We start from the raw sequence: 26,310 nt of genomic DNA, 5'->3' as shown, positions 1-26,310 counted from the left end.
CCCATTGCGGCCCCTGTCTGGCGCCCCGCGCCGGGGCAGCGCCGGCACCGGCGGATACGCAAAAGCACTGATCCGCAGCGCTGCGAGAATTACCAAGCAACAACCCCCAACCACAAGGACATTCCATGGAAGACATCGTCATCGTTTCGGCCGCCCGCACCGCCGTGGGCAAGTTTGGTGGCGCACTGGCCAAGACGCCCGCGACCGAGTTGGGCGCCATCGTGATACGCGAAGCCATCGCGCGCGCGGGCCTCTCGTCCGACCAGATTGGTGAAGTCATCATGGGCCAGGTGCTGACCGCGGGCGTGGGCCAGAACCCGGCGCGCCAGGCCTCCATGAAGGCCGGTGTGGCCAAGGAGACCCCCGCGCTCACCATCAACGCCGTGTGCGGCTCGGGCCTCAAGGCCGTGATGCTGGCGGCGCAGGCCGTGGCATGGGGCGACAGCGAGATCGTCGTGGCCGGCGGGCAGGAGAGCATGAGCCTGTCGCCCCACGTGCTCAACGGTTCGCGCGACGGCCAGCGCATGGGCGACTGGAAGATGGTCGACTCGATGATCGTCGATGGCCTGTGGGACGTCTACAACCAGTACCACATGGGCATCACGGCCGAGAACGTGGCCAAGCAGTACGGCATCACCCGCGACATGCAGGACGCCCTGGCGCTGGCGAGCCAGCAAAAGGCCGCTGCCGCGCAGGATGCCGGCAGGTTCGCTGACGAAATCGTGGGCGTGAGCCTGCCGCAGAAGAAAGGCGACCCCATCGTCTTCAATGCCGACGAATACCTCAACCGCAAGACCAATGCCGAAGCGCTGGCCGGCCTGCGCCCCGCGTTCGACAAGGCAGGGAGCGTGACGGCGGGGAATGCCTCGGGTCTCAATGACGGCGCGGCCGCCGTGGTCGTGATGAGCGCCAAGAAGGCCGCCGCACTGGGTCTCAAGCCCCTGGCACGCATCGCGGCCTTCGGCACCAGCGGTCTGGACCCCGCCACCATGGGCATGGGCCCTGTGCCTGCATCGCGCAAGGCGCTGCAGCGCGCGGGCTGGAGTGCCGCGGATGTGGACCTGTTCGAACTCAACGAAGCCTTTGCCGCCCAGGCCTGTGCCGTGAACAAGGAGCTGGCCATCGATCCGGCCAAGGTCAATGTGAACGGCGGCGCCATCGCCATCGGCCACCCCATCGGCGCGTCCGGCTGCCGCATCCTCGTGACGCTGCTGCATGAAATGCAGCGCCGCGACGCCAAGAAGGGGCTCGCCGCGCTGTGCATTGGCGGAGGCATGGGCGTATCGCTCGCGGTGGAGCGCTGAGGCGCCAGGGGGGGCGCGGCAGTCCATGCGGCGCAACCTCCACCGATCCCGGGCCGAGGCCGCGTTCGCGCGGCTTTTTTTATTTCCGGACGCTAGTCAGGCTGCGGTCCGCATGCCGGTATGGCCGTGGACCTTTTTTGTATCAAGGCGTGGCAGCGCGCGCCGAATTCAGGGCGTCCTGGCCGCGGTGCAGGCCAATCTGTCAAAAAGGAAAGGGCTTCAGTGTTTTCCTTCACGGCAGTGTCCGATTTCTTGGGTAGAGTGGACGCTGAAGGCATCACCAATCAACAAGGAGAAATCACATGAGCCAGAAAGTTGCATACGTCACCGGCGGCATGGGCGGCATCGGAACCGCCATTTGCCAGCGCCTGCACAAGGAGGGCTTCAAGGTCATTGCGGGTTGCGGACCGACCCGCGACCATGCCAAGTGGCTGGGTGAGCAAAAGGCCCTGGGCTACACCTTCCATGCGTCAGTGGGCAATGTGGGCGATTGGGATTCCACGGTCGAGGCCTTTGGCAAGACCAAGGCGGAACACGGCAACATCGACGTGCTGGTGAACAACGCGGGCATCACGCGCGACCGCATGTTCCTCAAGATGTCGCGCGAAGACTGGGATGCGGTGATCGAGACCAACCTGAACAGCATGTTCAACGTCACCAAGCAGGTGGTGGCCGACATGGTGGAAAAGGGCTGGGGCCGCATCATCAACATCAGCTCGGTCAATGGCGAGAAGGGCCAGGCAGGCCAGACGAACTATTCGGCCGCCAAGGCGGGCATGCATGGGTTTTCAATGGCCCTTGCGCAGGAACTGGCCACCAAGGGCGTGACGGTCAACACCGTGAGCCCTGGCTACATCGGCACGGACATGGTCAAGGCGATCCGCCCTGACGTGCTCGAAAAGATCGTGGCGACCGTTCCCGTCAAGCGCCTGGGCGAACCCAGCGAAATCGCATCGATCATTGCCTGGCTGGCATCGGAAGAAGGGGGCTATGCCACCGGGGCTGACTTCTCGGTCAATGGCGGCTTGCACATGGGCTGATGGCCTGGGCCCGCTGTTTGCCGCAAAGAACAAAAACCCCGCAGTGCGGGGTTTTTTGTTGGGGAGGAGCAAGAGGGAAGGACTGCCGGGCGTCTTGCCTCGATGGGGCTATGAAATGCGCCACCCGGTGCAAGCATGGCCCACACGTTGGTATGGTTCGTGCTTCATGGTGGTGGCTGGCATTTGAGGGCCTTCGGGCGGGAAACGCTGGCTGCGGCGCCTTCAGAGGCGGGCGGGAGCGCGCTTGCGGTCGCGTTCGTCTTCGGGCCAGGCGGACAAGATTGCGGTGGTATTCATGCTGAAAACTCCTGTGATGTACCAACAACGCAGCCAATCCACAGTCCGTTGACAGCGTTTCGCAAAAAAATGCAACCGCCAGTGCCCGTCTGTTTACAATGTAAATCGCTATCAAAAATGAAGCACTAAATGCTTTCCAGATATGCGCCAATGCCAAAAAATAGAGTCTTTTGGCTTACATGGATTTACATTTTCAACCCGCTGCCGACGCCGACATTTCTTCCAGGGCCGAAGAAATTTCCAGCCAACGCTCCTCCAGCCTGGCTGTCTCGTCGTTCCCTGCCTTGAGGTTGCGGCCACACTCGGCGATCTCCGCCGGCGCAAGGGCCTGGGTGAGCTTGTGCTCCAACGCGGCCCGCTCGGTGGACAGGGCGGCCAGGCGCTTGTCGATTTGTTCCAGCTCCTTTTTCAGGGGCCGGGTTTTTTCCGCCTGCTGCTGACGCACCTGGGCATCGAGCTTGCGCTGCTCCCGTCCATCGCGCGAAGGGGTGGGGGCGGCGGCCGGTGTGGGGGCCGGGGCGGTCGCGGGGGCGGGATGTGCCACCGCTGGCGAAGGTGCCACGGAGGCTGGGGGTGGTGCCTGGCTCGCCGCTGAGGATGTCTGCGCCTGCTCGGCCAGGCGGGCCTCCTCGCGCAGGCGTTTGGATTCCTCGAGCAGGTAGCGCTGGTAGTCGTCCAGATCGCCGTCAAAAGGCCCCACGACGCCCCGGCCCACCATCCAGAAGTCCTCGCAGACCGAGCGCAGCAGCGCACGGTCGTGGCTGACCAGCATGACCGTGCCATCGAAGTCGTTGAGCGCCATGGCCAGGGCTTCGCGGGTTGCCAGGTCGAGGTGATTGGTGGGCTCGTCCAGCAGCAGCAGATTGGGGCGCTGCCAGACGATCATCGCCAGCACCAGCCGCGCCTTTTCGCCGCCGCTCATGGTGCCCACGGCCTGCTTGACCATGTCGCCTGTGAAGTTGAACGTGCCCAGGTAGCTGCGCAGGTCCTGTTCGCGGCTCGGTTGCTTGATATCGGGCCCCAGCTCCTTGGCCAGGCGGATCATGTGCTCCAGCGGGTTCTCCGCGGGGCGCAGCACGTCCAGTTCCTGCTGGGCGAAGTAGCCGATGTTCAGTCCCTTGCCCTCGGTCACGCTGCCGCCCAGGGGTTTCATGGTGCGGGCGATGGTCTTGACGAGGGTGGATTTGCCCTGGCCGTTGGCGCCCAGGATGCCGATGCGCTGGCCCGCCAGCACCGAGCGGTTCACGCCCCTGAGAATGGTGGTGGCCGCGCCCTCGTCATCCACATAGCCGAACGATGCGTCGCTGATCGCCAGCATCGGATTGGGCAGGTTGGCCGGCTCCTTGAACTCGAACGTGAAGTCCGCTTCGGCCAGCACTGGCCCGATCTTCTCCATGCGTTCGAGTTGCTTGACGCGGCTTTGCGCCTGCTTGGCCTTGCTGGCCTTTGCCTTGAAGCGGTCGATGAACTTCTGCAGGTGGGCCATCTTCTCCTGCTGCTTGGCAAAGCTGGCCTGTTGCAGTTCGAGTTGCTGGGCGCGCAATTCCTCGAACTTGCTGTAGTTGCCGCCGTAGCGGTTCAACTCGCCTTGCTGGATCTGCAGGGTGACGTTGGTGATGGCGTCGAGGAACTCCCGGTCGTGGCTGATCACGATCATGGTGCCCGCATAGCGCTTGAGCCAGGCTTCCAGCCAGACCAGCGCGTCCAGGTCCAAGTGGTTGGTGGGCTCGTCCAGCAGCAGCAGGTCGCTGGGGCACATCAGGGCCCGCGCCAGCTGCAGGCGCATGCGCCAGCCGCCCGAAAAGCTGTTGACCGGCTGCTCCAGCTCGCTCACGCGAAAGCCCAGGCCCAGGATCAGCGCCTGGGCGCGCGCCACGGCGTCGTGTGCGCCGGCGTCGTGCAGGTCGGAATACGCATGGGCAATGGCCATGCCGTCGTCGCTGGCCTCGGCCTCCACCAGCTGCTGCTGGACCTCGGCCAGCCGCGTATCGCCTTCCAGCACGAACTCGGTCGCGGACTGGTCCGTCTCGGGCATGTTCTGCGCGACTTCGGCCATGCGCCAGCTCGCGGGGATGTGGAAGTCTCCACCGTCTTCATGGAGCTTGCCGCTGAGCAGCGCGAACAGGCTGGACTTGCCCGCGCCGTTGCGGCCCACGAGTCCGACGTTCTCGCCGGGGTTGATGGTGGCGGAAACGCTGTCGAGCACGACTTTGGCGCCGCGTCGCAAGGTAACGTTCTTGAGGGTGATCATCCGGAGTTCACAAAAAGGCGCACCCGCGCTGGGCGGGTGGCATGAAAAAGCAGGGGGCCAGCGCTGCTGCAATCGGTGCAGCCGATGCAAGCGGCAGCGGCGCGCAACCCTCTATTGTGCCGCGAGACGGGATTGGGCGGCCAGGGCCCGCCGGGTCACCAGCAAAACCTGGTCTTCGCCAGCGCTGGTATCGAGCCAGAACACGGGCAACTGGGGGAAGGCTGCTTCAAAGTAGGCGCGCTCGTTGCCGATCTCCAGAATGATCACGGCATCCTCGCTCATGCAGGCGGGCGCGACAGCAAACAGCTGGCGTACGAAGTCCATGCCATCACTGCCGCCGGCCAGGGCGAGTGCGGGCTCGGCGCGGTACTCGGCGGGCAAGGTGGCCATGCTGGCCGCATTCACGTAGGGCGGGTTGCACAGGATCAGGTCCCATGGGCCGGGAAGGGCCTGAAGGCCGTCGGAGAGCTGCAGCTGGATGCGGTCCTGCAGGCCGTGCTTGTCCACGTTGATCCGGGCCACGGCCAGGGCGTCGGGCGAGATGTCGGCACCCGTCACCAACACCTCGGGCCAGGCCATGGCGGCCAGCACGGCCAGGCTGCCGTTGCCCGTGCACAGGTCCAGCACCCGGTGGGTGTGGTCGCTCAGGTACTCGTCCGCGCCGCCGTCGACAAGCAGCTCGGCGATGAAGCTGCGCGGGACGATGGCGCGTTCGTCCACATAGAACGGCACGCCCTGGAGCCAGGCCTCCTGCGTAAGGTAGGCGGCGGGCTTGCGCGTGCGGACGCGTTCTTCGAAAAGGGTGGCCACCAGGGCGACCTGCTCGGGTGCGACAGACTGGTTTCTCAGGGAATCGGGCGCGTCCGACAGGTCGCTGTCCAGCGGCAGGCCCAGGCGCCACAGCACGAGCCAGGCGGCTTCATCGTGGGCGTTCGTGGTGCCATGGCCAAAGGAAACGCCAGCTTCGGCCAGTTGCCGGCTACCCGATTCGACGAGCGCGCCGACCGTGGTGCCCGCCATTGCGTGGGGTGCCGCCGTGCTCATGCACGCACCGCCGGGGCGGCCTTGGGGGCTGCCAGCGCCTGCGCATGCAGGTTTTCCAGTGTGCGGCGGTAGATATTCTTGAGCGGCTCGATGTCGGCCACCACCACGTGTTCGTCGATCTTGTGGATGCTGGCGTTGGGCGGGCCCAGTTCGATCACCTGGGGGCAGACCTGCGCGATGAAGCGGCCATCGCTGGTGCCACCCGTGGTGGAGAGCTCGGTCGTGAGGCCGGTCTCCGCCGCGATGGCCTGTTGCACGGCGTCCACCAGTTCACCCGGCGTGGTGAGAAAAGGCTGTCCGCCCAGCGTCCAGCGCAGGTCGTACTCCAGCCCGTGGCGGTCGAGCACGGAGTGCACGCGCTGCTTGAGGCCTTCCGCCGTGGATTCGGTGGAGAAGCGGAAATTGAAGTCCACCACCACGTCCCCCGGGATGATGTTGGTGGCGCCCGTACCGCCATGCATGTTGCTGATCTGCCAGCTGGTGGGCGGGAAGAAGGCATTGCCCTGGTCCCACACCGTCGAGGCCAGTTCGGCCAGGGCAGGCAGCGCCTGGTGGATGGGGTTGCGCGCCAGTTGCGGGTAGGCGATGTGGCCCTGGATGCCCCGCACGGTGAGCTTGCCGCTGAGCGTGCCGCGCCGGCCGTTCTTGATCATGTCGCCGGTGCGTTCGACCGACGTGGGCTCGCCGACGATGCAGTAGTCCAGTTGCTCGCCGCGCGCCTTGAGCTGCTCGACCACGACCTTGGTGCCGTCCACCGACGGGCCTTCCTCATCGCTGGTGAGCAGGAAGGCGAGCTGGACCAGGGGCTCTGGCGTGTGCGCCAGGAATTCCTCGACCGCCACGACGAACGCGGCGATGGAAGTCTTCATGTCGCTGGCGCCCCGGCCGTAGAGCTTGCCGCCACGGTGGGTGGGGACGAAGGGATCGCTGCTCCACTGCGCCAGCGGCCCCGTGGGCACCACATCGGTGTGGCCTGCGAATACTATTGTTTTAATAGCTGATGGCGCTTTTCCAGACTGGGCTGCAGCCCGTTTTGCCCACAAATTGCTGACGCGGAAATCCGCCGGGCCGCTGTCCAGCCGTTCGCACACGAATCCCAGCGCGGCCAGGCGGGCCGCCAGCACGTCAAGGCAGCCCGCGTCCTCGGGGGTGATGGAGGGCAGGGCGATGAGCTGTTCGGCCAGATGCAGTGTGCGGGACATGGGAAGGGGTGGGTAAGACAGGGGGCGTTTAAATAGTCGATTGTCCCAGACGCCGCGTCAGACACGGGCCCGGCCCGGGCGTGTGGCGCCGGGCACGCGCCGCAGCCAGGGCGCCGTCACCCCGGGGGCAGTGCGCCGAAGGCGACTCAGGAGGGATCATGCAGCCGGTTTCACGTCCAAAACGATCTCGGTGAACGAAGGCTGGTCGTCCGGGGTATCCCGCGCTTCTTTCTGGGCCTTGGCCGCATTGGCCGCCAGGGAGAAGTCGTTCTGCAGGCGCCACATGAGGTTGGTGGGGGAATCCGCGTACGCCAGGCCTTCCTTGCGGTCGATCTTGGATTCCATGATCAGGTGCGCCAGCGCTTCCTCAAAGGTCTGCGAACCTTCCGCCATGGATTTCTCCATCGCTTCCTTCACGCCGGAGAAATCGCCTTTCTCCACCAGCTCGGACACCAGCTTGGAATTGAGCATCACTTCCACCGCGGGGACGCGGCCGCCGTCCGATTTGCGGACCAGGCGCTGCGACACCACGGCCTTGAGCGCGGAAGCCAGGTCGCCCAGCATGGTGGGCCGCACTTCCACGGGATAGAACGACAGAATCCGGTTGAGTGCGTGGTAGCTGTTGTTGCCGTGCAGCGTGGCCAGGCACAGGTGGCCCGATTGCGCATACGCAATGGCGGCGGACATGGTTTCGCGGTCGCGGATTTCCCCGATCAGGATCACGTCGGGCGCCTGGCGCAGCGCGTTCTTCAGGGCCGTCTGCAGCGACTGCGTGTCGCTGCCGATCTCGCGCTGGTTGACGATGGATTTCTTGTTCTTGAACTGGTACTCGACCGGATCCTCGATGGTGAGGATGTGGCCGGTCAGCGCTTCGTTGCGGGTGTCGATCATGGAAGCGAGCGTGGTGCTCTTGCCCGAGCCCGTGGCGCCCACCACCAGGATGAGGCCGCGCTTTTCCATGATCAGCTCGCGCAGCACGGGAGGCAGGCCCAGGGAACTGAATTCCGGGATCTGCTGCGAGATGAAGCGGATCACCACCGCATAGCTGCCCCGCTGGCGCATGGCGCTGACGCGAAAACGCCCCACGCCGCTGAGTGGCACGCCCATGTTGAGCTCGCCGGTTTCTTCCAGCTCTTCGATGCGGTCCGGAGGGACCACTTCGGAGAGCAGGTTGCGCGGAGCATCCGGCGGCAGGATCTGGTTGTTGATCGGCACGCACTCGCCGTTGATCTTGATCAGCGCCGGCGCATTGGCCGACAAATAGACGTCGGAGGCTTTTTTCTCGGCCATCAGGCGAAGAATCCGTTCCATCGTGCTCATGGGGTGTCCCTCTGTTTGTCGTCTTTGTCTAGGGTGGCGCTGATCGTGCCGGTCAGGTGCGGGGCCGGTCAGCCGCGATCAGTCGCGCAGCAGGTCGTTGATGCTGGTCTTGGAGCGCGTCTGCGCGTCCACCTGCTTGACGATGATGGCGGCGTACATGCTGTAGGGCGCGCCGTTGGCGGCCGTCTTGGGCAGGTTGCCGCTGACCACCACCGAGCCAGAGGGCACGCGGCCATAGCTGATCTCGCCCGTGGCGCGGTTGAAGATGGGGGTGCTCTGGCCCAGGTACACGCCCATGCCCAGCACCGAATTTTCTTCCACCACCACGCCTTCGACGACTTCGGAGCGCGCGCCGATGAAGCAGTTGTCTTCGATGATGGTGGGGCCGGCCTGCAGCGGCTCCAGCACGCCGCCGATGCCCACGCCGCCCGACAGATGCACGTTGGCGCCGATCTGCGCGCACGAGCCCACGGTGGCCCAGGTGTCGACCATGGTGCCTTCGCCCACGTAGGCGCCGATGTTCACGTACGACGGCATCAGGATCGCGCCCTTGGCGATGAAGCTGCCGCGGCGCGCCACGGCGGGGGGCACCACGCGCACGCCCGTGGCTTTCATCTCTTCTTCAGAGAGGTGGGCGAATTTCGTCTGCACCTTGTCGTAGAAGCCCAGGTCGCCGGCCTTGACCACTTCGTTGTCCTTGAGGCGGAACGACAGCAGCACGGCCTTCTTGATCCACTGGTGCACGATCCACTGGCCCACGCCTTCGCGCGTGGCCACGCGCAGCTTGCCGTTGTTCAACTCGGCGATCACGTGCTCGACAGCGTCCTGGATTTCCTTGGGGGCGGCGGAGGGCGAGAGGCTGGCGCGGTTGTCCCAGGCGTTGTCGATGAGGGTTTGGAGTTGTTGGGTCATGTCGTTGTCGATCAGATCAGGCAGTACGGGATTGGATGAATTGCACGATGCGCAGCGCGGCTTCCACGCATTCTTCGGTTTCGGCCACCAGGGCCATGCGCACGCGCTGGGCGCCGGGGTTGCTGCCCTGGGCCTCGCGGGCCAGGTAGCTGCCGGGGAGCACGGTGACATTGTATTGAGCCAAGAGGGCGCGCGCGAACTCGGCGTCGTCCATGCCCAGGGCTTCGGGCACCTTGGCCCACAGGTAGAAGCCGGCATCCGGCAGGGCGACTTCCATGACGCCGGCGAGCAAGGGCGTGACCTGGGCGAATTTCTTGCGGTAGCGCGCGCGGTTCTCCACCACGTGCTGTTCATCGCCCCAGGCGGCAATGCTGGCCGCCTGCACGATGGGGCTCATGGCGCTGCCATGGTAGGTGCGGTACAGCAGGAACGCCTTGATGAGGGCCGCGTCACCCGCCACGAAGCCGCTGCGCATGCCGGGCACGTTGCTGCGCTTGGAGAGGCTGGTGAAGGAAATGAGGTTCCTGTAGCCGCCGCGGCCCAGCTGGTCTGCGGCTTGCAGGCCGCCCAATGGAGGTTCGTCGCGGAAGTAGATCTCGCTGTAGCACTCGTCCGAGGCAATGACAAAACCATAGCGGTCGCTCAGTTCAAAGAGCTTCTTCCATTCGCCGAGCGGCATGACCGCGCCGGTGGGGTTGCCGGGTGAGCACACAAAAAGCAGCTGGGTCCGCTGCCACACCGTTTCCGGCACGGCGTCCCAATCCACCGCGAAGTTGCGCGCCGGATCGCTGGCCGCGTAGTAGGGGGTGGCGCCCGCCAGCAGCGCGGCGCCTTCGTAGATCTGATAGAACGGATTGGGGCAGACCACCAGCGGCTGGCCCTGTGAAGGGTCGATGACGGTCTGCGCAAACGAGAAAAGCGCTTCCCGCGAACCGTTCACGGGCAGGACCTGGGTCGCGGGGTCCAGGGTGATCGCATACCGCTGATTCAGCCATCGGGTGAAGGCCTCGCGCAGAGCCGGCTCTCCCGCCGTGGCCGGGTAGCTCGCCAGCCCACTGAGGTTGTTACTAAGTGCATCTTTGATGAACTGCGGTGTAGGATGGCGTGGCTCGCCCATGCCCAGGCTGATGGGACTGTAGGCTGCCGGGGGAGCCACCCCCGCGAATAGCTGCCGCAGCCGCTCGAAAGGGTAGGGCTGGAGATGGGAAAGCAGGGGATTCATGGGGCGCCATTATGGGCGATGGGGCCCGGTCCATTGCCGCAGCATGCGCGGGCTGCGGGCCCGGGTGGGCGGCGCCCCGGCAGGCCCCCTGCACCCGGTCTGTCAATCCGCCGTAAGTGCCGGCCCCTAGGATTCGCGCCAGTTGCAAGAACGACAAGAGGAGACATGATGTCAGGATTCCTACCGCTGCGTCCGGGACTTTGGTGGATGCGCAGGTGGCATCTGCCTGGCAAACTGCTCTCGCTGGGTTTCCTGGTGGCGGCCGCGCTCGCCATCGCGGCATGGGGATCGCCCTGGTGGTTGTTCGCGCTGGGTGCCGGAGCGGTGGCCTATGCCCTGCTGGCGCTCTACATCAGCCTCTCGAGCGACCTCGCCGGGCTGGCGCGGACCATCGAGCTGACCCAGGGCGGGGATCTGCGCGCACAGGCCCGCGGCGACCATGGGCACGATGAGGTCGCAGAGATGGCGAAGTCGCTCGACCGCATGGTGATCACGCTCTCCTCCATGGTGGCCGACATCCGCAGCAACGCGGCGCTGGTGGCCCATGCGGGCCAGAGCCTGGCCGAGGGCAACCGGTCCCTGGCCGACCGCACCGAGCAGCAGGCGGCCAATCTGGAACAGACAGCGGCCAGCGTGGAACAGTTGTCGTCCGCCGTGCAGAACAACGCACAGACGGCCCAGAGTGCCGACGCGCGGGCCGCCCAGGTGCGCAGCGCGGCCGATGCGGGCGCGCAAGCCATGGCACGTGCCGTTCAATCGGTCGAGGCCATCCAGCAAGGGGCGCGGCGCATGACCGAAATCATCGGCGTCATCGACAGCATTGCATTTCAGACCAACATCCTGGCCCTGAACGCCGCCGTCGAGGCCGCACGGGCGGGCGAGCAGGGCCGCGGGTTTGCCGTGGTGGCCGCGGAGGTGCGCACGCTGGCCAAGCGGTCCAGCGATGCGGCGCACGAAATCCGCGAGCTGATCGGCGCCTCGGTCAGCCAGGTCGAGACCAGCGCAGGCCTGATCCGTTCGGCCGGGGAGGGCATCTCCGACATGGCGGGAGGTATTCGCAGCGTGGCGGCCAGCATGTCCGAGATCTCCGGGTCGAGCACCGAGCAGAGCACGGGCCTGCGCGAGGTCAGTGCCGCCGTGCAGCAACTGGACCAGATCACCCAGCACAACGCCCAGATGGTGGGCCATGCCGTGCAACAGGCCGAAGCCCTGGAGAGCCGGGCATCCACGTTGTCGCGCGCGGTGTCGGCATTTCGCCTGCAGCAGGGCACCGCCGAGGAGGCCGTGGCGCTGGTGAGCAGGGCAGTGGCATTGCACAAGAGCACTTCGCGCGACCAGTTCCTGCGCAGCATTACCGACAAGAGCCAGCCATACCACGACCGGGACATGTATGTGTTCGTGCTGGATACCGCCGGCACCTATCTTGCCTTTGGTGGCAACACCGCCAAGGTGGGCACACGCGTACAGGACATCCCGGGCATCGCGGGGGACCGCCTCGTGAGCGATATTGTCGGCCAGGCCGACCATGCCCCGGGCTGGGTGGAGTACAACATCACCAACCCCTCCACCGGCGCGGTGCAGACAAAGATGTCCTATGTCAGCCGCGTGGGAGATCTGTATGTGGGGTGTGGGGTGTACAAGGCGCTGGCGGCGCGCTGAGCACACCTGGCGGGCTTCTGTGCAGAAGGCAGAAGGAAGGGCGGAGGCCTCCTCACTGCCTTGTGCGTCTAGCGCGGGTTTTGGGCGCGCCGCTGGCGGGCACGTTCCAGCGCGGCGGCAATGGCGGCCTGGCGCAGTGCCTGGGCCTTGTCCTCTTCGCCTCGGATGAGAGAGGTGGACGGATTGTGGTCTGCCGAGGCTATGGTGGGCATGGCAGCCCCGTTGATCTCGGGAAAATCCTTGTCTTCCACCACCGCCTCCAGGGGCAGGCGTTCGCGGTGCGCCTGATAGCGCTGGCGTGCCTGCTGGGCCAGCGGCGCGGACCAGGCGGACCAGCCAGTGGCGGCACCGCTGATGTTTTCCATGTGGATGCAATCCACCGGACACACAGGCACGCACAGTTCGCAGCCGGTGCAGTAAGGCTCAATGACCGTGTGCATTTTCTTGTGGGTACCCACGATGGCGTCGGTCGGGCAGGCCTTGATGCACAGCGTGCAGCCTATGCACCACGCCTCGTCGATGAAAACCACGGCGCGCGGGGCCTCCGTGCCATGCTCGGCGCTCAGCGGCAAGACCGGCTGCCCGGTGATGGCGGCGAGGCGGGCAATGCCCTCGGCCCCGCCGGGAGGGCACTGGTTGATGGGGACGCCATGCTCCGCAATGGCGTGGGCGTATGCCGCGCAATCCGGGTAGCCGCAGCGCGTGCATTGCGTCTGGGGCAATGCCGCGTCAATCCGCACCGCAAGCGCTGACGGTGCTGCGGGGGGAGGGCTGGGAATGTGCGGCGGTACGCTCAAGCCTTGCGGGCCGCGCTGCGGCGGGTGCGGGATGGCGTTGCGGCGCTGACGGTCGCCTTGGCCGCCGCGACCGGGTCTGCCTCGGCGGGCGCCGCCGCTCCCGTGGGCTTGGTGCGGTTGCCAGCGGGGGCCACCCAGCGGGTGGCCACGGGCGCTGCGGCTTTCACAGCCGTCCTGGCGGCGGCCTTGGGGGCCGCGACCTTTTTTGGCGCCAGGCTGGGGGGGTTGTCGTCCGGGGTTTCCGTCACGGGTACCGCGGCCTTTTTCTGGGGCTGTTCATGCTGGAGGATGAAGGCGCGCACCTGCGGGTACACCACTTCGCGCCAGCGCCGGCCGCTGAAGATGCCGTAATGGCCTGCACCCTTGGCTTCCAGGTGGCGCTGCTCCTTGCGCACGATGCCGCTGCACAGGTCATGCGCGGCCTCGGTCTGCCCCGAACCTGAAATATCGTCGAGTTCGCCCTCGACGGTGAACAGCGCGGTGGTCTTGATGTCCTGCGGGCGCACGCGCTCGATCTTGCCTTCGGGGGAGCGTACGTCCCAGGTGCCGTTCACCAGCTTGTAGTCCTGGAACACGGTCTGGATGGTTTCCAGGTAGTAGTCCGCGTCCATGTCGAGCACGGCGTTGTATTCGTCGTAGAACTTGCGGTGGGCCTCGACGCTGGCGTCGTCGCCCTTGATCAGGTCCTTGAAGTAATCGTAGTGGCTGCTGGCGTGGCGGTCAGGGTTCATGGCCACGAAGCCGGTGTACTGCAAGAAGCCGGGGTACACACGCCGCCCTGCGCCGGGGAAGTTCTCTGGCACGCGGTAGATCACGTTGTTCTCGAACCATTCGAAGCTGCGGTTCGTTGCCAGGTTGTTGACGGCCGTGGGCGACTTGCGGGCGTCGATCGGCCCCCCCATCATGGTCATGCTCAGCGGCGTGGTTTCACCCCGGCTGGCCATCAGCGACACGGCAGCCAGCACCGGCACCGTGGGCTGGCAGACGCTGATCACATGGCAATTGCCATAGACGCCCTGCAGGTGGCGGATGAATTCCTGCACGTAGTTCACATAGTCGTCGAGGTGGAATTCGCCATCGGCCAGGGGCACCAGGCGGGCATTCTTCCAGTCGGTGATGTAGACCTTGTGGTCCTTGAGCATGGTGCGCACGGTGTCGCGCAGCAAGGTGGCGTAGTGGCCCGACAAGGGAGCCACGATCAGCACCACGGGCTGGGCCTTGAGCTTGGTCAGGGTCGCGGGGTCGTCCGAGAACCGCTTGAAGCGGCGCAGCTCGCAGAACGGCTTGTCCATCTCGATGCGTTCATGCACCGCCACGCCCACGCCATCCACATCCACGGAGTGGATCTCGAACGCCGGCTTTTCGTAGTCCTTGCCCAGGCGGTACAGCAGTTCGTAGCCTGCGGACATGCGCTGCGCCAACGGGCTTTCGCTGAACGGCGACATGGGGTTGCTGAACAGCTTGGCAGCGGCCTGTGCGAAATCGGTAAATGGCTCCATCAGCGAGCGCTGGGTTTCGTAGATGTGATACAGCATGGGCGAAACTCCGTTTTGTTGCAGTGCAATATAGCAGCACTTGGTAACAAGCGCATGGAGGAAAACCACCAATGACCAGTCACCTATGCGACAGGCGAGGGGTGTTCAGCGCACGTCCCGCTCCTGCCGGATGCCCCAAGCCCGCCTTGCTACAAACCCAATAGCAAAGAAGGTAATGAGAGAGGCCGTGGAATGCCTTTCGCAGACTATTGCGGCCTGGGCTCCGCGTGCTCCTGCAGCCACGCTTCAAAGGATTCGCGCGCCGAGTTGCGCAATGCCGGGCGGAACGCCGCCTTGTTACTCAGGTACAGGCAGTGCCGGATCACGGTGTAGGGGTTGAAGCTCGCCTGGGGGTTCTGCTCTTCAAAATGCTGCTTGTAGCGCTTGACCACGCCCACGGTCTCGCGCATCAGCGCGTTGAAGCGTGCCCGTGTCATGCCGGGAGACCAGACCTGGATGTCATCCACGAAACCGTCCACCTTGGACGGCTCGAACTCGAAGTCCTTGAAGAAGTGCGTCGCGATCTTGAGGAAGGTGAACGCGTTGAGCTCGCTGCTGGGCGCCGGTGTCTTGCTGGGAGCCTGCGGGTTGCTGTCGTCGGGTGCGGCATCGGCGAGGGGTTCTTCCGTCTCGTCGGGCGCCTGGAGCAGTTCCGCGGCCGTGGCATCGCGGATCTGGCGGAACTCGCGGTCGGCCAGCTCGAACAGGGCAGACAGCACATTGATGCGCCGCTTGAGCTGGCCGGGAATGGACTTCTTGTACTTGATCCGGTGGTCCAGCACGCTCCAGGAGTCCTGGATGATGGTGCGCACTTGCAGCTCGAAGGGCAGGTGGGCGTAGGCCGCGTGCTCGGGCAAGCCGCGTTCGGCGGTGCTCAGCTTGAGGTCCAGGTGCAGGCCCTTGTAGCCAAACGATGCCTCGGTGCTTTCCACCGCCGTCACCTTGTCCGTGACATCGATCACCGCGAAGTGCGAACGCACGATCTGGGCGATCTTCTCCAGTTCATCCTCATAGAGGCACACCACGCGCACGCCGACCAGGTCCGTGATGTAGCCCTGGATCTCGTAGGCCGTGTTGCTTTCTTCCAGCGACGGACGATATTTGCGCACGAACTTGCGGATGCATTCATCCACCTCCTTCACCCGGCCTTCCACCTTGGCGATGTCCACGCCTCCCGCACGCGTGACCACGGCCGCGACCATGCCCGTGAGGGCTGCGCAGGCCGCCTCCAGCGCGGCGGACTGCTGCGCGTAGAACGCGCGGAAATGGGATTCCTCCAGGTCGAAATCAAGGGATGGCATGCCGTGTCTCTGCGTTCTGGGTGGGTTCGGATCGGTGGGCTGGCGTAGCGCCTGTCCATGCAAGCATATCCGCCACGGCGCCGGAGCCTGATGCAGGATGTACGGAAAGCCCGTGGGGACGCCCCTGCCTCTTTGCCGCGGGGGGCCGGGGCCGATAATGGTGCCGATCTGTCCCCACCTGTCCAAGGGAACCCGCACGCCTTGTCCCATCCGCCGTCCTCCACGCCCTTCCCGGCAAGGCCAGGAAAGCCATGACCCGGCCGCCGCATCCCCCAGGGGGCCCGCCTGCGGCGGCTGATGGCGTGCGCGAGGCTTCGCGCCTGGACGGCGCCGCCAGCCAGCGGTGGCTGGCCGTGGTGCTGCCACCCCTGGTCGCGGCACTCATGCTGGGGTTGACCTTTTTGTACTGGCAGAGCGAGGAGCGCGGCGCGCGGGCCAAGCGCGAGCAGAATTTCCAGGTGGCGGCTGACCACATCGCCTACAACCTTGCGGACCGCCTCGCGACGTACGAGGTGGTGCTGCGCGGGGTCAAGGGGTACTTCGAAGGGTCGGAGCGCATTGACCGTGAAGAGTTTCAAGCCTATGTGGGCGCGCTGCAGCTGCAGGAGACCCGGCCCGGCCTGCAGGGCATCGCGCTCATCCTGCAGTTGCCCGCCTCGGCCCTTGAAGCGCACACCCACGACATGCGCACGCGCGGTTTTCCGGGCTACAGCGTGCGGCCCGCAGGAGCGCGGCCCCTCTACGCGCCCATCACCCATGTCGAGCCGCTGGAAGGTGGCAACCTCGACACCCTGGGTTTCGACACCTTGACGGTTCCCGCCGCCAGGGAGGCGCTCGACAGGGCCCGCCTCACGGGCGAATTGGCGCTGTCCGGCCCGCTGGCGCTTCGCCCGGACAGCGAGCCAAGTCTGGCGATGTACCTGCCTTTGCACGATACCGTGGCCGACATGCGGTCGGGCGATGGCCGGCGTGCGGGACTGGTGGGCTGGGTCAGCGCCACTTTTCGCATTGCCGATGTGGTCCGCGGCATGGCCAGGGAGTTCGATTCGGACATCGGGTTTCAGATCCTCGACGGCATGGTGCCGGGCCCCACGGCATCCGGCACGCGCCTGTTCACCAACACCGAGCCCGCGGCGCAGGCCCCCGCCGCGGAAGCCCCAGGGCTTCAGGCCACCCGGGAGCTGAAGTTTGGCGGGCGGCGCTGGACCTTGCAGATGTCGCCACTGCCCGCGTTCGAGCTGCGTCACGAGGACAACAGCCACCTGCCCGTGGCCGTGATGGGCACGGCATTGAGCCTGCTGCTGGCGTGGTTCACGTGGCTGCTGGCCACGGGGCGCGAGAGGGCGGTGGCGCTGGCGCTGGACATGACGGCCGCGCTGCGGGCCACGCGCGACGACCTGGAAAGCACCCTCAACGCGATTCCCGACCTGCTCTTTGAACTGGGGCTGGACGGCCGCATCCACCACTACCGGTCGGCGCGCTCCGAGCTGCTGGCGCTGCCGCCCGAGATGTTCCTTGGCCGGCTCGTGACGGACGTGGTGCCCCCCGAGGCGGCCGCTGGCTGCCATGCCGCGCTGCAGGAGGCGCACCGCACCGGCTATTCCACCGGCCAGCAGTACCGGCTGGAACTCGATGGCACCACGCACTGGTTCGAGCTGTCCATTGCGCGCAAGGAAAGCGCGGCGCCGGGCGACGGGCCACGGTTCATCGCCTTGTCGCGCGACATCACCGAACGCAAGCTGGCCGAGGCGCGCACCCATCAGCTCGCCTACTTCGACGGACTCACCGGCCTGCCCAACCGGCGCATGCTGCTCGACCGCATGGAACAGGCGCTGCGCAGTGCCCGCAAAGCGGCCCAGGTCGGCGCGGTGCTCTACATCGACCTGGACAACTTCAAGCAGATCAACGACGCGCGCGGCCACACGCTGGGCGATGCCTTGCTGATGCAGGTGGCCGACCGCCTCGTGCAGCGGCTGCGCCCCGGGGATACGGTAGCGCGCCTGGGCGGGGACGAGTTCGTGGTGCTCGTGCACAACCTGGCCTCCGACATGGAATCCGCCGGCCGGGCCGCCCTGCAGATGGCCGAGGAGATGCGGCTGGCGCTGGAGGCTCCCTACACCATCGACACCCATCTTTACAGCAGCACCGGCAGCATCGGCATCACGCTGTTTCCCCAGCGGGACGAGGGCGTGGAGGACCTGCTGCGCGAGGCCGACACGGCCATGTACCGCGCCAAGGACCTGGGCCGCAACCGCGTCCGCTTTTACGAGGCTGCGATGCAGTCCGACGTGCAGGAGCGCCTGGCCCTGGAGCAGGACCTCAAGCAGGCCCACGCGGAAGGGCAGCTGGCCGCTTTCGTGCAAAACCAGGTGGATGCGGCCGGGACGGTGGTCGGCGGCGAGTTGCTGATGCGCTGGGACCACCCCGAGCGCGGCGCCGTGCCGCCCAGCCGCTTCATCCCCATCGCCGAAAGTTCGGGGCTCATCCTGCGCATGGGGGACTGGATGATCCAGCAGGCCTGCGAAACCCTGGCGCGCCTGCAGGCGGCGGGGCACAGCCTGTCGCTGTCGGTCAACGTGAGCCAGCGGCAGTTCCGCCAGGACGATTTCGTGGAGCGCATCCGCCATGTGCTGGCCCGCACCGGCGCCCTGCCGGCGAACCTCATCCTGGAGGTCACGGAAAGCCTTCTCATCGAGAACCTGGACGACACCATTGCCCGCATGACCGAGATCGTGCGGCTGGGCGTGCGCTTTTCCATCGACGACTTTGGCACGGGCTACTCCAGCCTGGCCTACCTCAAGCGGCTGCCGCTGTACGAACTCAAGATCGACAGGAGCTTCGTGCAGGACACGCCCGACGACCCGGACGACACCGCCATCGTGCAGTCCATCATTTCCGTGGCCCGCCACCTGCGCCTGCGCGTGGTGGCGGAGGGCGTGGAAACCCGCGCCCAGGCGGACTTCCTGGCCGACAGCCAGTGCGACTGCCTGCAGGGCTATCTGTTCGGGAGGCCAGAGCCTCTGGACACCTGGCTGGCCAGACAGGCGCCGCGGGCGTGAACCGCGCTATGCCACCGCTTGTGCGGCAGCGGACGGCGCATACGACTGCATCGCGAGCGCATGCACTTCCCGCGCGGGGCGGTCCTTGAGCAGGTGGTTGCTCCACACCTGGCGCCAGACGCGGGCGCCCGGCAGGCTGTGGCGCAGGCCCAGCATGTGGCGGGCGATGTGGGGCCAGGGCGTGCCATGCTGTGCGGCCTCGCGCTCCATGTATTCGACCATGGCCAGCTCGACCTCTTCGCGGGTCAGGGGGCAGGGCGTGCCACCCTGACTGCCGTAGTAGAGCTGATCCCAGCGCGCCATCCACCAGGGGTTGTGGTACGCCTCGCGGCCGATCATCACGCCGTCGAGGTGTTCGAGCTGCTGCAGCACCACCTCGTCGGCCTGGATACCGCCATTGATGGCGATCGTGAACTGCGGGAACTCGGCCTTGAGCTGGTGCACCACCTCGTAGCGCAGGGGCGGGATGTCGCGGTTCTCCTTCGGAGACAGGCCCTGCAGCCACGCGTTGCGCGCGTGCACGATGAACACGGTGCAGCCCGCCTCGGCCACCGTGCCGATGAAGTCGCGCACGAAGCCGTAGTCTTCCTGCTTGTCGATGCCGATGCGGTGCTTGACCGTCACGGGCACGGCCACCACGTCCTTCATGGCCTTCACGCAGTCGGCCACCAGCTGCGGCGCCTTCATCAGGCTGGCGCCAAACGCGCCGCGCTGCACCCGGTCGCTGGGGCAGCCGCAGTTCAGGTTGATCTCGTCATAGCCCCATTCCTCACCCAGCCGCGCGGCCTGGGCCAGCTTGTCGGGTTCATTGCCGCCCAGCTGCAGGGCCACGGGATGCTCTTCCGTGTTGAAGCGCAGGTGGCGCTCGGTGCCGCCGTGGATGATCGCGCCCGCATTCACCATTTCGGTGTACAGCAAGGTCTGGCGCGTCAGCAGGCGGTGAAAGTAGCGGCAATGGCGGTCGGTCCAATCCATCATCGGCGCGACGGACATGCGCCAGGGGCTCAAAGCGGGGGATTCCACAGCAGGCAAACAGGCAAGGAGAACGGGGGAAAGGCCCGCAGCGGCACGCCCGGACGGGGCGGGCGACGGAGGCTGCAGGGGAGGGCCGTGATTATCCCATTGGCCAACGATCCGCGCCAGCCCGTGGTCATGAGAAAAAAAGGACGCTGCCGCTTGATCCACAAGCGCTTGCCGCTATCAAAATGAAAGCGCCCCGCGTCCCCGCCGTGGCGACAGGCGCCAAGCCTTGTCCTGCCGCAAGGCGGGGCCAAGGCCGCATCGGCGATACTCGCGGCGCTTTTTGATGTTCCTGCCCCATGCCTGCCGGGTGGCTGGCTGCCTTGCAGCCGCCTTCCGCGCGGGCGCCGCCTGCCCCTGTTTCCCCATGCACCACACGATTTTTGACACGCCGGTTGTCAACACGCTGCTGCGCGCCTTCTCGCGCGCCACCCTGCGCCTGACGGGCTGGAAGGTGGAGGGAGCCTTGCCCGCCCACGCCGCCAAGAGCGTGCTGATCGCCGCCCCCCACACCAGCAACTGGGATCTGCCGTACACGCTGATGCTGGCGTTTTCGCTGCGCCTGCGGGTGTACTGGATGGGCAAGCAGAGCCTGTTCAGGGCGCCGTTTGGCGGCGTGATGCGCTGGCTGGGCGGGATTCCGGTGAACCGGGAGCAGGCGAACAACCTGGTGGCCAGCTCGGCCCAGGCCATGCGGGACGCGGACGGCCCCATGCAGCTGATCGTGCCGCCCGAGGGCACGCGCGGCAAGACGCGGCACTGGAAGACGGGGTTCTATTACATCGCCCAGCAGGCGGGCGTACCCATCGTGCTGGCTTTCGTGGACTACGGCCGCAAGGTGGGAGGCCTGGGGCCTGTGTTCGAGCCCACGGGCGATGTGGAACGCGACCTGGCGAGCATCAAGGCGTTCTACGCGCCCATCCAGGGCAAGAACCCGGCGCAGTTCGACGCCTGAGTTTGCCTGCCAAGGTTTTTCAATGAAATGGGCCTCTGGCGCTTATCCATAAAGCGCTGGCAGCTATGAAAATTGAAGTGAATGCGCTGGCGGCAGCCGCCGTCACACCCCCACACTGCGCCGGTCGATCTTGCGGCTGAGCACGATGCTGGTCTGCGTCTGGTGCACGCCGTCGAGCTGGCCCACCTTGTCGAGCAGGGTGTCGAGCTGCTCATGGCTCGTGCAGCGCAGGAACACCAGGTAGTCAAACGGCCCGCTCACGGCGGATACCTCTTCGACCTCGGCCATGGCCTCTAGCGCGCGCAACACGGCGGGCGCTGTTTTGGGCAACACGCTGATGGAGCACCACGCGCGCACGGTGGTGGCATCGAGCCGGGCCCCCAGCCGCACGCCGTACCCCGCGACCACGCCCGAGCGCTCCAGCCGTGCAATGCGCGCCACCACGGTGGTGCGGGCCAGCCCCAGCTTGCGCGCCAGCGTGGCCGTGCCCTCGCGGGCGTTGGCCTGGAGCAGGCTCAGCAGCTGGCGGTCGGTGTCGTCCAGGGCCTGGGTCATGGGCAATTTCTCCAGAAAGTCATAACGTCCATCATATTCGCCGTTATGAAAAAACAAAGAGCAGTTTTCGACGATATAAGCACTACACATTGACAGCGCCCTTGCCTAGCATCAAGGCATCTGCAACACCTCTCACCGCTTCACGCGGTGGGCACCACCGGGAGCACCGCCATGACCATCCTTTCCACCACTTCCAGCACCGCCGCCCGTCGTGCCATCACCATCTTCGGCGCGGGCCACATCGGCTTTGCCATGGCGCTGCTGCTGCAGCAGGCTGGCGACTACGACATCCTGGTGGTGGACCGTGACCCGGCGCGCCTGGCCGAAGTGGCCGCATTGGGCGTATCCACCCGGCTGGCGACGGACGACGCGAGCCTGAAGGCGGTCATCGACGGCCGTTTCGCCGTGCTGAACGCGCTGCCGTTTCACCGCGCCGTATCCGTGGCCACGCTGTGCGCAACCGCAGGCGTGCACTACTTTGACCTGACCGAGGACGTGGCGAGCACCCAGGCGATCCGCGCACTCGGCGTCAGTGCCCGCAGCGTGCTCATGCCCCAGTGCGGCCTGGCGCCAGGCTTCATCGGCGTCGTGGGCAACGACCTGGCCCGCCGCTTCGACACGCTGCACACCCTGCGCATGCGCGTGGGGGCGCTGCCGCGCTACCCGCAGGGCGCCTTGCGCTACAACCTGACCTGGAGCACCGAGGGCCTCCTCAACGAATACTGCAACCCCTGCGAAGCCATCGTGGATGGTGTGCGCACCACCGTGCCGGCGCTGGAGGGCCTGGAGACCTTCGCGCTCGACGGCGTGGAATACGAGGCCTTCAACACTTCGGGCGGCCTGGGCACGCTGACGGAGACACTGTCCGGGAAAGCGCGGCAGGTGGACTACCAGTCCATCCGCTATCCCGGCCATTGCGCCATCCTGAAACTGCTGCTCAACGACCTGCGCCTGCGCGACCGGCGCGACCTGCTCAAGGACATCCTGGAAACCGCGGTTCCCACCACCGACCAGGATGTGATCGTCATCTTCGCCACCGCCGCGGGCCTGCGGGGAGGCCGGCTGGTGCAGGAGTCGTATTCCGCCCGCATCGTCGGCAGCCAGGTGGCAGGGCACACGCTGAGCGCCATCCAGCTCACCACGGCGGCGGGCATCTGCACGGCGCTGGACCTGGTGGCACAGGGGCGGCTGCCGCAGCAGGGGTTCGTGGGGCAGGAGTCGGTGCGGCTGCGGGACTTTCTGGCGAACCGGTTTGGCGCGGCCTATGCGGCAGAGGCTGGCTGGACGGCCTTGGCGGCGTAGATCCCCTCCCAAAACAACACACCCTTGCCGCCTGCTGCGACTGGACCAGCAGGCCGGTGAGCCAACAGGCGGCTGACCCCCAGCGCGGCCCCGCGGGCAGAGGAAGACCGGCCCCCATGCGCTGCGGGCGGAGGACTGGCGATGGCGGGCGGATTTTCGTGCCTGCCTGCCTGTCTGTCTATCGCCCGCCCGGCTTCTGGTACATCCCCTCGATCGCCTCCGCGTAGAACGCCATCAGGTTGTTGCGCTTGAGCTTGAGCGTGGGCGTCATGAAGGTGTTCTCGATCGTCCAGGGCGTGAGCGTGCAGTGCACGGCGCGGGGCACGGCATAGCGGGCGAAGCTGGCGGTGTTTTTTTCGATGCGCGCCAGCACGGCCCGGTGCACGCTGGGGTGGTTCAGACTGGCGGCGTCCTGCGCGGAGAGGCCCAGGTCGGCCGCCAGGCGCTGCCATTCGTCGCGCTGCAGGACGGCCACGCAGGCGATGAAGGGGCGGTTTTCCCCCACCACGAAGGCCTGCTCCAGCAGCGGATCGGCCAGCAGCGCCAGCTCCAGGTCCCCGGGCGGCACTTTTTCGCCGGTGGAGGTGACGATGATTTCCTTGATGCGCCCCCTGATGTAGATGCGGCCGCCCACGATGTCCGCCTGGTCGCCCGTGCCCAGCCAGCCGTCGGGGCCGAGGATGCGTGCCGTGTCTTCGGGCCGCTTCCAGTAGCCCTTCATGACGATGGGGCCGCGCACCTGCAGTTCGCGGTTCTCGCCAATGCGCACTTCCACGCCGGGCAAGGCCTTGCCCACGCACGCCGGATCGTTGTCGTGCAGTGCGTTGACGGACACCACGGGCGCCGTCTCCGTCATGCCGTAGCCCTGGATGAGCGGCAGGCCCAGGCCCAGAAAGCACTTGGCGATGGTGGGCGACAGCGGGGCGCCGCCGCTCACGGCCACCCGCACACGGCCGCCAAACTGGGCCAGCAAGGGCGTGGCCACCAGGGCTTGCAGCAGCGGCCAGGGCAGTGCGGCCATCCAGCCTCCCGCAGTCTTGCCGGCCTCGGGGGCGGGCGCCGGCAAACCCTGCGCCGCGCAGAAGCGGGCCCAGCCCCTGTTCTGTGCGGCCTCGTACAGCTGCATTTTCCAGGGCGATGGCGAGAGCTTTTCGAGCAGCCTGGCGTGGATGCGTTCGTAGATGCGCGGGACCGAGACCAGCACCGTGGGGCGCACCGTCTTCAGATCCTCGGCCAGCAGGGCCACGGAGCGCGCATACGCCACGCAGCTGCCTGCCGCGATGGGAAGGTAGTAGCCGCCCGTGCGCTCGAACGTGTGCGAGAGCGGCAGGAACGACAGGAACACGTCGTCCACCGTGGGCGCGATGCGCTCCAGCACGGCCTTCACGTCGCTGACCACGTTGCGGTGCGTGAGCATCACGCCCTTGGGCTTGCCGGTGGTGCCCGAGGTGTAGACGATGGCGGCGAGGTTGTCCGGGCCGGGCGCGGGGGGCAAGGCCTGCTGCGCTGCCTGTGCGGCGCCTTCGAGCCACTGCGCCAGCGAGCCCACGGCGGGGCCGTGCGACGAGGGCGGGGTGGCGGCGAAGGCGGCGTCCGGCTCGGTCACGATCACCGCGCGCAACGCGGGGAATTCCGTGCCTGTGTCGCGGATCCTCTCCCATTGCTGGGCACTGGCCACGATGAGCATCGAGGCCTCGCAGTCCGAGAGGATGTAGGCGATGCTGCCGGGGTTGTCGATAGCGTGCAGCGGCACCGGCACGCAGCCGGCGGCCAGGGTGGACTGGTCGGCGCACATGGCGTGCAGGCCGTTGGGCAGCAGGATGGCCACGCGCGCGGCCGCGGGCAGCTGCATGGCGGCCAGGGCCTGCGTCCATTCGGCCACGCGCTGCGCGGTCTGCCGCCAGGTCAGGCTTGCCCACGCCTGCGCGGTGGTGTCGAAGGCACGGTAGGCCTCGGCGTCCGGGGTGAGGGCCGTGCGCAAGGCAAGAAGCTGCGGCAGCGTCTGGACGCTGGCGATATCGGGAAGGGAGGGGGTCATCGAACTCGGCGGCGGTGGCGGCGTCGGGCGCGGGCCGCGCCGTTGCCTCGGTGGAAACCCGGGGGATCATAACGACCGGGCCCGCACCAGGGCGGGGCGCAACACCCTGTTGCGTTGCAAATGGTGCATTCCGGTTTGTGGAATGATGTGCCCCAGTGTGCCCCGTGCCGCGCGAAATCCGTGGCACCGGCGCGGCGCCTCGGCCACAATCCGCACAGGCTCGCTCGCACGTCCCTCGCACAGCCATGGCATCACCGTGGCGTGCCGACCCCTTCCTCTCCATCTCCCGCCGCTGCCCGGACCGCCGTCTCTACCGCGCCCTTCCGCCATGGACCCCATCACCATCTTTATCGTCGCCACGCTGATGATGCTGGCCAATGGCTGGGTCCTGGGGCTGATGCGCAACGACTTTCCCGAGGCCTTGCGGCCCAGCGCGGGAACCTGGCGCACGGCCACGCTGCTGCTGGCCGCCAGCGCGGTGCTGTACGCGGTGCAGTACCGGCTGCCGCTGGGGCTGGCATCGCCCATGGCCAATGGGCTCGTGCTGCTGGGGTGCACCGGCTACTGGCGCGCGCTGCGGCAGTTCTATGGGCTGCCGGACAGGCTCTGGCTGCTGGCCCCTGCGATCGTGGGGATTGGCGGCATTGCCTGGTTCGCCATCGCACGGCCGCACACGGGCATGCGCGTGCTGATCCTGTCGGGCAGCTGCGCCTTCCTGCTGCTGGCGTGCTTCGCGCTGCTGGCCTCGCAGAAGTCGCATGACGGCGCGCGCAGCCGCCGGGTGATGGCCAGCCTGTTTGCCGCCGTGGCGGCGTTCACGGTATTTCGCGCAGGCTACTTCCTGCTCAAGGGCGTGAGCCCGTCGTTCGATGTCACGGGAGATGGGGCCTGGATCAACATGGCCAGCCCGATGATCACCGCCATCCTGCCCGTGGTGGGCACCACCGGCTTCCTGCTGATGTGCTCGCAGCGCATCGGCCGCCAGTGGGAGCTGGCCGCCTCAACGGACTATCTGACGGGCCTGGCCAACCGCCGCACCCTGGTTGCGGTGGGCGAACAGCGTTTCGCGCAGGCGGGTGCGCGCGGGGGCGGCCTGGCCCTGGCGCTGATCGACATCGACCACTTCAAGGCCATCAACGATTGCCATGGGCATGCGGTGGGCGACGTGGCGCTCAGGCATGTCGCCGGGCACCTGCAGGCCTCCTGCCGTGGGGCCGACTTCGCGGCGCGCCACGGCGGAGAGGAGTTCGTGGTGCTGTGGGACGCCGCGGACAGCCGGGCCGCGCGGGCCGCCGGGGAGAGGCTGCGCAGGCTGGTGGCCACCCGCCCGCTCTCGGTGGACGGACTGCCGCTGGCCATGACCATTTCCTTGGGCGTGGCCTTGAAGAACGAGGGGGACAGCAGCTTTGACGAGCTCCTGCACCGAGCGGACGAAGCCCTCTACGCGGCCAAGACCGGGGGCCGCAACCGCGTGGAAGTGGCTGGCTGAATGCCCGG

General features: G+C 66.7%; 19 protein-coding genes. 7 read left to right on the top strand and 12 right to left on the bottom strand.

The genetic code is table 11. The annotated features are described in order from the left end of the window. The first annotated feature begins 125 nt into the window (after window positions 1-125). Together AC07OD_RS06080 and phbB are read left to right on the top strand one after the other, a co-directional pair. Window positions 126-1,304, top strand: a complete 1,179-nt coding sequence (locus tag AC07OD_RS06080) for an acetyl-CoA C-acetyltransferase (protein ID WP_218294958.1) — start codon at window positions 126-128, stop codon at window positions 1,302-1,304. Between the two features lie 302 nt (window positions 1,305-1,606). Then, window positions 1,607-2,344 carry an acetoacetyl-CoA reductase gene (gene phbB / locus AC07OD_RS06075; RefSeq protein WP_218294959.1) on the top strand — a complete coding sequence of 246 codons (738 nt, stop codon included), beginning with the start codon at window positions 1,607-1,609 and terminating at the stop codon, window positions 2,342-2,344. 490 nt (window positions 2,345-2,834) lie between these two features. Here phbB and AC07OD_RS06070 read toward each other — a convergent pair whose 3' ends face one another. The 6 genes from AC07OD_RS06070 to dapC form a co-directional block, all read right to left on the bottom strand. Continuing rightward, complete coding sequence (locus tag AC07OD_RS06070; RefSeq protein ID WP_494595650.1) at window positions 2,835-4,892, bottom strand: ABC-F family ATP-binding cassette domain-containing protein; 2,058 nt, start codon at window positions 4,890-4,892, stop codon at window positions 2,835-2,837. A 111-nt stretch (window positions 4,893-5,003) separates the two neighbouring features. Then, window positions 5,004-5,936: a 50S ribosomal protein L3 N(5)-glutamine methyltransferase gene (prmB, locus tag AC07OD_RS06065; RefSeq protein WP_494595648.1), complete on the bottom strand. Its 933-nt coding sequence runs from the start codon at window positions 5,934-5,936 to the stop codon at window positions 5,004-5,006. Beyond that, on the bottom strand, window positions 5,933-7,138 hold the full coding sequence (gene dapE, locus AC07OD_RS06060; protein ID WP_494595646.1) for a succinyl-diaminopimelate desuccinylase: 1,206 nt from the start codon (window positions 7,136-7,138) through the stop codon (window positions 5,933-5,935). The genes prmB and dapE overlap by 4 nt, the downstream gene beginning before the upstream one ends. Before the next feature lie 156 nt (window positions 7,139-7,294). Further along, window positions 7,295-8,458, bottom strand: a complete 1,164-nt coding sequence (locus tag AC07OD_RS06055; protein WP_218294963.1) for a PilT/PilU family type 4a pilus ATPase — start codon at window positions 8,456-8,458, stop codon at window positions 7,295-7,297. Window positions 8,459-8,536: 78 nt separating this feature from the next. Further along, entirely contained in the window at window positions 8,537-9,370 is an 834-nt protein-coding gene (dapD, locus tag AC07OD_RS06050) for a 2,3,4,5-tetrahydropyridine-2,6-dicarboxylate N-succinyltransferase (protein WP_494595644.1), read from the bottom strand. 16 nt (window positions 9,371-9,386) lie between these two features. Beyond that, a complete protein-coding gene (dapC, locus tag AC07OD_RS06045) occupies window positions 9,387-10,592 on the bottom strand; it encodes a succinyldiaminopimelate transaminase (protein ID WP_218338553.1) in 1,206 nt (401 codons plus the stop codon). Between the two features lie 168 nt (window positions 10,593-10,760). Here dapC and AC07OD_RS06040 point away from each other — a divergent pair, with 168 nt between their 5' ends. Beyond that, complete coding sequence (locus AC07OD_RS06040; RefSeq protein WP_492253239.1) at window positions 10,761-12,251, top strand: methyl-accepting chemotaxis protein; 1,491 nt, start codon at window positions 10,761-10,763, stop codon at window positions 12,249-12,251. Between the two features lie 68 nt (window positions 12,252-12,319). On the opposite strand, the gene AC07OD_RS06035 is transcribed toward AC07OD_RS06040, so the two are convergent. The 3 genes from AC07OD_RS06035 to AC07OD_RS06025 all read right to left on the bottom strand — a co-directional run bounded on the left by AC07OD_RS06035 (window position 12,320) and on the right by AC07OD_RS06025 (window position 15,884). Beyond that, window positions 12,320-12,973 (bottom strand): RnfABCDGE type electron transport complex subunit B, encoded by a 654-nt coding sequence (locus AC07OD_RS06035; protein ID WP_492245290.1) that lies wholly within the window; start codon window positions 12,971-12,973, stop codon window positions 12,320-12,322. A gap of 71 nt (window positions 12,974-13,044) precedes the next feature. Next, window positions 13,045-14,583, bottom strand: a complete 1,539-nt coding sequence (locus tag AC07OD_RS06030) for a polyhydroxyalkanoate depolymerase (protein ID WP_369642481.1) — start codon at window positions 14,581-14,583, stop codon at window positions 13,045-13,047. A 206-nt stretch (window positions 14,584-14,789) separates the two neighbouring features. Continuing rightward, window positions 14,790-15,884, bottom strand: coding sequence for a GTP pyrophosphokinase (locus AC07OD_RS06025; RefSeq protein WP_369642480.1), 1,095 nt, complete (start codon window positions 15,882-15,884; stop codon window positions 14,790-14,792). A 251-nt stretch (window positions 15,885-16,135) separates the two neighbouring features. Here AC07OD_RS06025 and AC07OD_RS06020 point away from each other — a divergent pair, with 251 nt between their 5' ends. Beyond that, window positions 16,136-18,943, top strand: coding sequence for a bifunctional diguanylate cyclase/phosphodiesterase (locus AC07OD_RS06020; protein WP_494595640.1), 2,808 nt, complete (start codon window positions 16,136-16,138; stop codon window positions 18,941-18,943). 6 nt (window positions 18,944-18,949) lie between these two features. Here AC07OD_RS06020 and dusA read toward each other — a convergent pair whose 3' ends face one another. Further along, window positions 18,950-19,966 carry a tRNA dihydrouridine(20/20a) synthase DusA gene (dusA, locus tag AC07OD_RS06015; RefSeq protein WP_370627708.1) on the bottom strand — a complete coding sequence of 339 codons (1,017 nt, stop codon included), beginning with the start codon at window positions 19,964-19,966 and terminating at the stop codon, window positions 18,950-18,952. A gap of 364 nt (window positions 19,967-20,330) precedes the next feature. On the opposite strand from dusA, the gene AC07OD_RS06010 reads away from it, so the two are divergent. Then, a complete protein-coding gene (locus AC07OD_RS06010) occupies window positions 20,331-20,918 on the top strand; it encodes a lysophospholipid acyltransferase family protein (RefSeq protein ID WP_218294985.1) in 588 nt (195 codons plus the stop codon). A gap of 102 nt (window positions 20,919-21,020) precedes the next feature. Here the strand turns inward: AC07OD_RS06010 and AC07OD_RS06005 are convergent, their stop codons facing one another. After that, window positions 21,021-21,473 (bottom strand): Lrp/AsnC family transcriptional regulator, encoded by a 453-nt coding sequence (locus AC07OD_RS06005; RefSeq protein WP_218338559.1) that lies wholly within the window; start codon window positions 21,471-21,473, stop codon window positions 21,021-21,023. Between the two features lie 171 nt (window positions 21,474-21,644). Between AC07OD_RS06005 and AC07OD_RS06000 the strand changes: the two genes are divergently transcribed. Beyond that, a complete protein-coding gene (locus AC07OD_RS06000; RefSeq protein ID WP_494595637.1) occupies window positions 21,645-22,775 on the top strand; it encodes a saccharopine dehydrogenase family protein in 1,131 nt (376 codons plus the stop codon). Between the two features lie 178 nt (window positions 22,776-22,953). Here the strand turns inward: AC07OD_RS06000 and AC07OD_RS05995 are convergent, their stop codons facing one another. Continuing rightward, window positions 22,954-24,813: an AMP-dependent synthetase/ligase gene (locus AC07OD_RS05995; RefSeq protein ID WP_218294988.1), complete on the bottom strand. Its 1,860-nt coding sequence runs from the start codon at window positions 24,811-24,813 to the stop codon at window positions 22,954-22,956. A 328-nt stretch (window positions 24,814-25,141) separates the two neighbouring features. On the opposite strand from AC07OD_RS05995, the gene AC07OD_RS05990 reads away from it, so the two are divergent. Continuing rightward, a complete protein-coding gene (locus tag AC07OD_RS05990; RefSeq protein WP_218338560.1) occupies window positions 25,142-26,302 on the top strand; it encodes a sensor domain-containing diguanylate cyclase in 1,161 nt (386 codons plus the stop codon). Window positions 26,303-26,310 lie beyond the last annotated feature (8 nt).

Source organism: Acidovorax sp. GW821-FHT10E03, from assembly GCF_059415205.1.
The sequence above is the reverse complement of the archived record's forward strand: the minus strand, read 5'-3'. Positions and strand labels throughout refer to the sequence as shown.

Coding starts and splice junctions, on each gene's coding strand:
- dapC (WP_218338553.1), bottom strand. CDS start 10,592: ATGAATCCCCTGCTTTCCCATCTCCAGCCCTACCCTTTCGAGCGGCTG.
- AC07OD_RS05990 (WP_218338560.1), top strand. CDS start 25,142: ATGGACCCCATCACCATCTTTATCGTCGCCACGCTGATGATGCTGGCC.
- phbB (WP_218294959.1), top strand. CDS start 1,607: ATGAGCCAGAAAGTTGCATACGTCACCGGCGGCATGGGCGGCATCGGA.
- dapE (WP_494595646.1), bottom strand. CDS start 7,138: ATGTCCCGCACACTGCATCTGGCCGAACAGCTCATCGCCCTGCCCTCC.
- dapD (WP_494595644.1), bottom strand. CDS start 9,370: ATGACCCAACAACTCCAAACCCTCATCGACAACGCCTGGGACAACCGC.
- AC07OD_RS06040 (WP_492253239.1), top strand. CDS start 10,761: ATGTCAGGATTCCTACCGCTGCGTCCGGGACTTTGGTGGATGCGCAGG.
- AC07OD_RS06080 (WP_218294958.1), top strand. CDS start 126: ATGGAAGACATCGTCATCGTTTCGGCCGCCCGCACCGCCGTGGGCAAG.
- AC07OD_RS06025 (WP_369642480.1), bottom strand. CDS start 15,884: ATGCCATCCCTTGATTTCGACCTGGAGGAATCCCATTTCCGCGCGTTC.
- AC07OD_RS06055 (WP_218294963.1), bottom strand. CDS start 8,458: ATGAGCACGATGGAACGGATTCTTCGCCTGATGGCCGAGAAAAAAGCC.
- AC07OD_RS06005 (WP_218338559.1), bottom strand. CDS start 21,473: ATGACCCAGGCCCTGGACGACACCGACCGCCAGCTGCTGAGCCTGCTC.
- AC07OD_RS06010 (WP_218294985.1), top strand. CDS start 20,331: ATGCACCACACGATTTTTGACACGCCGGTTGTCAACACGCTGCTGCGC.
- AC07OD_RS06000 (WP_494595637.1), top strand. CDS start 21,645: ATGACCATCCTTTCCACCACTTCCAGCACCGCCGCCCGTCGTGCCATC.
- prmB (WP_494595648.1), bottom strand. CDS start 5,936: ATGAGCACGGCGGCACCCCACGCAATGGCGGGCACCACGGTCGGCGCG.
- AC07OD_RS06070 (WP_494595650.1), bottom strand. CDS start 4,892: ATGATCACCCTCAAGAACGTTACCTTGCGACGCGGCGCCAAAGTCGTG.
- AC07OD_RS06030 (WP_369642481.1), bottom strand. CDS start 14,583: ATGCTGTATCACATCTACGAAACCCAGCGCTCGCTGATGGAGCCATTT.
- AC07OD_RS05995 (WP_218294988.1), bottom strand. CDS start 24,813: ATGACCCCCTCCCTTCCCGATATCGCCAGCGTCCAGACGCTGCCGCAG.
- AC07OD_RS06020 (WP_494595640.1), top strand. CDS start 16,136: ATGACCCGGCCGCCGCATCCCCCAGGGGGCCCGCCTGCGGCGGCTGAT.